We start from the raw sequence: 6353 nt of genomic DNA on the forward strand, positions 1-6353 counted from the left end.
TTTTCAACGGCTTGAGTTACCGTTTGCCGTGCAGGCGTTTGCGGCCCACCCACTGGGTAGCAAACTGCCAAGCGGCACGTCCGCTGCGCCCCCCGCGCAGTGTGGCAAAACGAATAGCCTCCGCGCGCGCCTCGGCGTTCCAATCTTTTGCATCACCCAGCTGTGAAACCCAGTGGCAACACGCCTCCAAGTACACATCTTGAACAAAAGGATGAAAACCTAGCCACAGCCCAAAGCGATCAGAGAGTGATATTTTCTCTTCGACCGCATCGCCGTGGTGGAGCTCCTTGCCTACTAGACGGGAGCCTGCATTATCGTCCATTGATTCCGGCAGTAAATGGCGGCGATTAGAGGTCGCATAGAGCAGCACGTTTTCTGGCGGCCCGGTTAACGCACCATCGAGCACACTTTTGAGCGCTTTGTAAGCGTCATCATGGCCCTCAAAGGAGAGATCGTCGCAGTAGACGATAAACCGCTGCGGCACCGCCCGCAGCTCTTCAACTAACATTGGCAGGCTAGCCAGATCGTGGCGGTCGACCTGAATCATACGCAGCCCCTCGTCTGATAGGGTGTTCAAAAGCGCCCGCATCAGCGATGACTTGCCACTGCCCCGCGAGCCCCATAATAATGCGTGATTAGCCGGGTAGCCTTGTAAAAACGCCTGTGTGTTATCCACTAACGCCAGCTTTTGGCGTTCAATGCCAAGTAGGTCGTCCAGCGTCAGTGCGTCACGCGGGGGCACCGGCACTAAGCGCCCGCCTAGCGGATGCCGCTGCCACAGCGCGGCGACGTGGTTGTTCCAATTGACCTGTTCCGGCACCGGCGGTAACCAGTGCTCTACGCGATCAAGCAGTTGCGATACACGGCGGGTGAGTTCAGCATCCATCGTTTACCTCTTTTCTTTTAAACAAAGGGTTTTTCACGGCGATCATCACGCTATGATAGCCAGATAAGATTCAGGATAATGGCTATCTTATGTACTTAAACCTTTTCCGTTGATAAGGAAGCTCTCCATGCGCTGGCTACGCCTGCTCGTCATTACTCTGCTGTGTGCTTCGCTCACTGCCTGCGCCACGTCACCCACCGGGCGCTCGCAGCTTTTGCTGCTATCGGATGACCAACTCAATCAGATGGGGCAACAAGCCTTCAATCAGTATCAACAAGACCTCCCTGCGGCAGATGCCGCAACCCAACGCTATGCGCAGTGTATCGCCGCGGCCATTGTCGCTGAGCTTCCTGCCGAGCAGCGCCAAATCGATTGGCAAATTCGTGTATTTGAATCCGAACAGCCCAACGCTTTTGCGTTACCAGGCGGCTATATGGGCGTTAACAGCGGTATGCTGGATGTCGCCACCAATCAAGATCAGCTGGCCTCGGTTATCGGCCACGAAATTGCCCATGTGCTCGCCAACCATGCTAACGAACGTGCCTCTACAAAAAGTGCTACGCAAATAGGTCTTTCGGTCATCTCCAGCACGTCTGGCATGCAAACGCCGGGCGGCCAGCAGTTAATGGGGGTCTTAGGCATGGGCGCTGAGTACGGCATCATTCTGCCCTTCTCGCGCCGCCACGAAGCCGAAGCGGATGTCATCGGCCTGGACCTTATGGCCCAAGCAGGCTTTGATCCGCGTGCCAGCATCAACGTGTGGGAAAATATGCAACGCGCCTCAAGTGGTGGCTCGCCGCCCGCGTGGATGTCGACCCACCCAAGCCACGGGCAGCGCATCGACGGGCTTGATGCCAACATGCAGCGGGCGCTGGCGACCTACCAGCAGGCGCAACGCCAAGGCAAAACGCCGAACTGCTCACGTCCCTGACATGCCAACGCCTCAAACACGCCAACGCCCTTAACATTAATGAGCATATGAGATTTTATGATTCGCTTAGGTTTACTGCTGTTGATATTGCCGCTTCTTGTCCTGATGGGGGTTTACTTTTGGGAGCTAAATGACGTGCGCTCGTGCCAGCTCGACGGCGGCCACTGGGACTACCTTGCCGGTGTGTGCCGTGATTCGCCTCAGCCATTTGTGCCCTGGGTCGAGCGCATGCCGCTTCTCGTCAACGGCGGCATGCTCGTCTCTGTACTAGGGCTTGTGCTCTGTATGGTCGGCTTTTACCAAAAGCGGCGTTAAAAACTTTGCTAAAAAGAGTTAACCAGTATGTTTTGCCAGCGCTTTGGTTTAGAAGTCCATGTAACGCGTCATGCTTGGGAACGCATGGCACAGCGCAAAATAACACGAGAACTCTTGCTGGACGTACTCGAAACAGGCGACATTCGCTACAAAGATACCCAGCGTTTATGGGTTGCTAAAGAGATATTCGAGCGTGACGACAACATGGTTTGTGCCGCCATCATGTTAGAAGATCGCCTAGTGGTAAAAACAGTGATGCATCACTTTTCTTGGGAGGAGTAAAATGCGCACAACATACGATGAAGCCGATGATATTTTAGTGGTTCACCTGTCCGAGAAGCCCATCGCTAAGGAGATTTCTCAAGACTGGAACACTCATATTAGCTATGCAGAAGATGGCACAATAGTGGAGGTTGTCATTATCGAGGCTGCGAAACAGGGTGCATGGCCGCTACTGCGCAGCCATGCTGCCTGAATTCTCAATAATTAAGCGACTGACGCAATATCTCGCGTACGGGGGCGGTGTTGGGGCGCACGTTGCGCCAAAGGAAAAACGACTCGGCCGCTTGCTCGACGAGCATGCCCAAACCGTCCAAAAGCTTTGCCCCACGCGGGCCGGCCCATTGCAGAAACACTGTTGGCTCGACGTCGTACATCATGTCGTAGGCCCAAGCGCCTTTGGCGAAGAGACCGTCTGGCAGCGGCGGTAAATCTCCGACCAAACTGGCGCTGGTGCCGTTAATGACCAGATCAAATTCGCCTTCAATCGCGTCATATCCGCCCCCTGAGACGTTGCCCAAGTCGGCGAAGTCACGGGCCAGCGAACTGGCTTTTTCCGCCGTGCGATTGGCAATGACAACTTCGCTCGGCGTCTCGGCTAAAAGCGGCTCTAGCGCGCCACGTACAGCACCTCCCGCGCCCACTATCAGCACGCGTTTATCTTTCAGCACCACACGATGGTACGCCAGATCGCGCGTTAGCCCGACACCGTCGGTGGTATCGCCATAAAGGCGTCCATTACCACCGACTATCAGCGTGTTAACCGCTTTGGCGCGTTTGGCGCGATGACTTGTGGTATCGCACAGCGCAAAGGCTTCTGCTTTAAACGGCACGGTGACATTGGCCCCATGCCCCCCTTCCGCCGCGAATTGCTGCCAAGCGCTGGCAAAGCCTTCAATCGGTGCTTCAATGGCGGTGTAGTCCACCGCCTCACCGGTTTGGTGGGCAAATTCAGCATGAATGAGCGGTGATTTTGAGTGCGTCACCGGATTTCCCAATACCGCGTAGCGATCCGTCATGTATCGGCTCCTGTTATGTAACCATCAAACGTCGTCTGAGCTCGCCTCACCGAGCCAATCGCGGGGGCGCAAAAACTCATCGGTAAGGCGCGCCTCCGGGCTATCCGGCTCGGGCGTATAGCCATACTCCCAGCGAACGAGCGGTGGCAACGACATCAAAATCGACTCGGTTCGCCCACCGCTTTGCAAGCCAAACAGCGTGCCACGGTCCCACACCAAATTGAATTCGACATAGCGCCCACGGCGATAGAGCTGAAAATCCCGCTCTCGCTCACCCCAGGCCTCATGTTTGCGGCGATTCACAATCGGCACATAAGCATCTAAAAAACTATCGCCCACCGCCCGCTGAAAAGCAAAGCACTGCTCAAAGCCGCCCGTGTTGAGGTCATCGAAGAACAGCCCCCCAACCCCACGGGTTTCGTCACGGTGCTTAAGGTAGAAATAGTCATCGCACCAGGCTTTGTAGCGCGGATAGATATCCTCGCCAAACGGCTGACACGCTGCTTTCGCCACGCGATGCCAATGCACCACGTCCTCCATCACCGGGTAAAACGGGGTGAGGTCGAAGCCGCCACCAAACCACCACACCGGCGGCTCCCCTTCTTTTTCCGCGATAAAAAAGCGCACGTTACCGTGACTAGTGGGAACATGAGGGTTTTCCGGGTGCAGTACCCAAGACACACCCACGGCGTGAAAGCTGCGCCCGGCAAGCTCAGGGCGTGCGGCAGTGGCCGAGGGCGGAAGCGTGGCGCCAAAAACGTGGGAGTAGTTCACCCCACCTTTTTCAAACACGGCGCCGTTTTCAATCACCCGAGAGCGACCGCCACCGCCCTCTTCGCGCGTCCAACTTTCTTCTTTAAAGCGGGCACCGCCATCGGCATCGGCCAAGCCGTCGCAGAGGCGGTCCTGCAGGTCGAGAAGGTAGCGTTTAACGTCATCAAGATGCTCGTGAGCCACGGGTTGCTCCTGGCGTTATTTTCAATTGCGGTAGATAGCGTTGTTACAACGTATGGCAAGGGTGTATGCGCTTACTGCACTCACTTATTGGCGTACGGTCATTGGCGCAATACCTGGCCACTTACCACGTCGCGAATAGTACTGGGACGCGGATTACCGCCTAGCTCGCCCGGCACTATCGCGCCAAGCTCACTGCCAAAAATAGTACTGACCTCGTCGCGGCGCATCGCGGAAGGCTCGCCAGCACGGTTGGCGGAAGTGGATACCAGCGGCCCACCAAACGCCTCGCATAGCGCGCGCATCACCGGGTGGTCGGTTACCCGCAGGGCAACCCGACTATGGGCGCCGCGCACCAGGGCATGGCTGCGACCATTATCCGGCACGAGCCACGTATTAGGCCCCGGCCAACTGGCAACCAGCGGGGCATGAAGCTCAAGCGGCAAGCCGTCAAGCCAAGGCTGAAGCTGGGCAATGCTGCCAGCGACCAGAATCACGCCTTTCGCTGGGTCACGTGCTTTCATGCGCATCAAGTGCGCCAAGGCTTCGTCGTTATCCGGGTCACAGCTCAACCCCCAAACGGCTTCAGTGGGGCAGGCGATCACGTGTCCCTTGCGCAGGGCGGAAATCGCAAGCGCAAGGTCAGCACCGTCAGGGGTTTTCGGCATAGGAACTCCTAGCGGATTTACATTAACAAGTTGATGGCATTAATCGTATCACGGTCGTGGCAAACGCACCCAACCCCCCGTTTGCTGCGCGACAAAACCCTCAAGTTCGAGCATCAACAGCCGCTGTTGGCATTCGCTGACCGAAATGGCCGCCTGCTGCACTAATGTATCAATCGGTGTTGGCACCTCACTAAGCGCAGTGAGTAGCGCATCGGGCGGCGGCCCCTCTGGCCGTGGTGCTCTTTTTGCGGGCTCCTCGGGTGCGGTGGCGTCCAATTCCGCGCCCGCCGGTGGGATAAACGTTTCGGCCCAATGCTGCAACTCATCGAGAATATCGCGGCTACTACGCGCAAGCGTTGCCCCCGTTCGCAACAGCTGCAGGCAGCCGTGGGCTTGAAGGTTATGGATAGAGCTTGGAATAGCAAACAGCTCGCGGCCCTGCTCAAGGGCTAAACGCGCGCTCACCAGCGAGCCACTTTTTTCGGCCGCTTCGACCACCAAGGTGCCTAGCGAAAGGCCGGTGACAATTCGGTTACGCCGAGGAAAATACGCCGGTCGAGCGGCCGTGCCCAACGGGTGCTCCGCGAGCACTAAGCCCCCGGGCGTTTGGCTTAAGCGCTGATATAAATCGCGATGGCGGGCTGGGTAAATCACATCAATACCGCAGGCGAGCACCGCGATACTCGCCCCACCGGCGTCAAGCGCCGCTCGTTGGGCCAGGGCATCAATGCCTAACGCCATCCCGCTCACCACGCACCAGCCACGGCGAGCAAAGTCGCGGGCAAATGCTTGGGCGTTGGCCGCCCCTTCTGATGTGGGTCGCCGCGTCCCGACCATCGCAAGACCGGGCAATGCAAGCGTCTGCACATCCCCTTGCGCCCACAAAATGGGCGGTGGGTCGGCGATCTCGCTTAACAGTGCCGGCCACGCCGGGTGGCCGCGATAAAGCAATGTGCGATGCGGATCGGCAGCCTCCCAGGCAACATTGGCGTCCACCACGTTTTGCAGTGGGCTTCGCGCGGGGTGATCGAGCCACAACCGCAGCTCCGACGCCGCCTGCGGGGGCAGTAAGGCAAGCCACCCGTGCGGCCATTCGGGGTTTTGCTCGGCAAGTGTCGCGATACGTTGGGCACCCAGCCCTGGTAGCGCACTGAGTACCAACCATTCCTTGGCCTCCATCACTCACTCCTTTTTATAAATCCTTTTAGACCAATGGTTCGGACAGTTTTAAAGAAAGCCTGATGCTCAGATAATAGGGTCTCTCACAACACCACCACCCGAGCACAGGCTTTCATGGAAAT

General features: G+C 57.4%; 9 protein-coding genes. 4 read left to right on the top strand and 5 right to left on the bottom strand.

What is annotated here, in order from left to right:
• Positions 1-16: 16 nt before the first annotated feature.
• Entirely contained in the window at positions 17-886 is an 870-nt protein-coding gene (locus QC823_RS12600; protein ID WP_309656702.1) for an ATP-binding protein, read from the bottom strand.
• A gap of 127 nt (positions 887-1013) precedes the next feature.
• On the opposite strand from QC823_RS12600, the gene QC823_RS12605 reads away from it, so the two are divergent.
• Genes QC823_RS12605 through QC823_RS12620 form a run of 4 tightly spaced genes read left to right on the top strand, consistent with a single transcriptional unit; the run spans position 1014 to position 2607 of the window.
• Positions 1014-1817, top strand: a complete 804-nt coding sequence (locus QC823_RS12605) for a M48 family metallopeptidase (RefSeq protein ID WP_309656703.1) — start codon at positions 1014-1016, stop codon at positions 1815-1817.
• 57 nt (positions 1818-1874) lie between these two features.
• Complete coding sequence (locus QC823_RS12610; RefSeq protein WP_309656704.1) at positions 1875-2132, top strand: hypothetical protein; 258 nt, start codon at positions 1875-1877, stop codon at positions 2130-2132.
• Between the two features lie 27 nt (positions 2133-2159).
• Positions 2160-2414 (top strand): DUF4258 domain-containing protein, encoded by a 255-nt coding sequence (locus QC823_RS12615; protein ID WP_309656705.1) that lies wholly within the window; start codon positions 2160-2162, stop codon positions 2412-2414.
• 1 nt (position 2415) lies between these two features.
• Complete coding sequence (locus tag QC823_RS12620; RefSeq protein WP_309656706.1) at positions 2416-2607, top strand: DUF2283 domain-containing protein; 192 nt, start codon at positions 2416-2418, stop codon at positions 2605-2607.
• A gap of 4 nt (positions 2608-2611) precedes the next feature.
• Here QC823_RS12620 and aroE read toward each other — a convergent pair whose 3' ends face one another.
• From aroE to dprA, 4 genes are all read right to left on the bottom strand, one after another.
• Complete coding sequence (aroE, locus tag QC823_RS12625; protein WP_309656707.1) at positions 2612-3430, bottom strand: shikimate dehydrogenase; 819 nt, start codon at positions 3428-3430, stop codon at positions 2612-2614.
• A 24-nt stretch (positions 3431-3454) separates the two neighbouring features.
• Entirely contained in the window at positions 3455-4387 is a 933-nt protein-coding gene (gene hemF / locus QC823_RS12630; protein ID WP_309656708.1) for an oxygen-dependent coproporphyrinogen oxidase, read from the bottom strand.
• 98 nt (positions 4388-4485) lie between these two features.
• Entirely contained in the window at positions 4486-5052 is a 567-nt protein-coding gene (gene tsaC, locus QC823_RS12635; RefSeq protein ID WP_309656709.1) for an L-threonylcarbamoyladenylate synthase type 1 TsaC, read from the bottom strand.
• Positions 5053-5100: 48 nt separating this feature from the next.
• Positions 5101-6231: a DNA-processing protein DprA gene (dprA, locus tag QC823_RS12640; RefSeq protein WP_309656710.1), complete on the bottom strand. Its 1131-nt coding sequence runs from the start codon at positions 6229-6231 to the stop codon at positions 5101-5103.
• Positions 6232-6353 lie beyond the last annotated feature (122 nt).

The organism is Vreelandella vilamensis (assembly GCF_031451755.1).
GTDB classification, from domain to species: domain Bacteria; phylum Pseudomonadota; class Gammaproteobacteria; order Pseudomonadales; family Halomonadaceae; genus Vreelandella; species Vreelandella vilamensis.

What these genes read in the sequence shown, in the direction of transcription:
- aroE (WP_309656707.1), bottom strand. Translation starts at nt 3,430, where the DNA reads ATGACGGATCGCTACGCGGTATTGGGAAATCCGGTGACGCACTCAAAA.
- tsaC (WP_309656709.1), bottom strand. Translation starts at nt 5,052, where the DNA reads ATGCCGAAAACCCCTGACGGTGCTGACCTTGCGCTTGCGATTTCCGCC.
- QC823_RS12620 (WP_309656706.1), top strand. Translation starts at nt 2,416, where the DNA reads ATGCGCACAACATACGATGAAGCCGATGATATTTTAGTGGTTCACCTG.
- QC823_RS12610 (WP_309656704.1), top strand. Translation starts at nt 1,875, where the DNA reads ATGATTCGCTTAGGTTTACTGCTGTTGATATTGCCGCTTCTTGTCCTG.
- QC823_RS12615 (WP_309656705.1), top strand. Translation starts at nt 2,160, where the DNA reads ATGTTTTGCCAGCGCTTTGGTTTAGAAGTCCATGTAACGCGTCATGCT.
- QC823_RS12600 (WP_309656702.1), bottom strand. Translation starts at nt 886, where the DNA reads ATGGATGCTGAACTCACCCGCCGTGTATCGCAACTGCTTGATCGCGTA.
- dprA (WP_309656710.1), bottom strand. Translation starts at nt 6,231, where the DNA reads ATGGAGGCCAAGGAATGGTTGGTACTCAGTGCGCTACCAGGGCTGGGT.
- QC823_RS12605 (WP_309656703.1), top strand. Translation starts at nt 1,014, where the DNA reads ATGCGCTGGCTACGCCTGCTCGTCATTACTCTGCTGTGTGCTTCGCTC.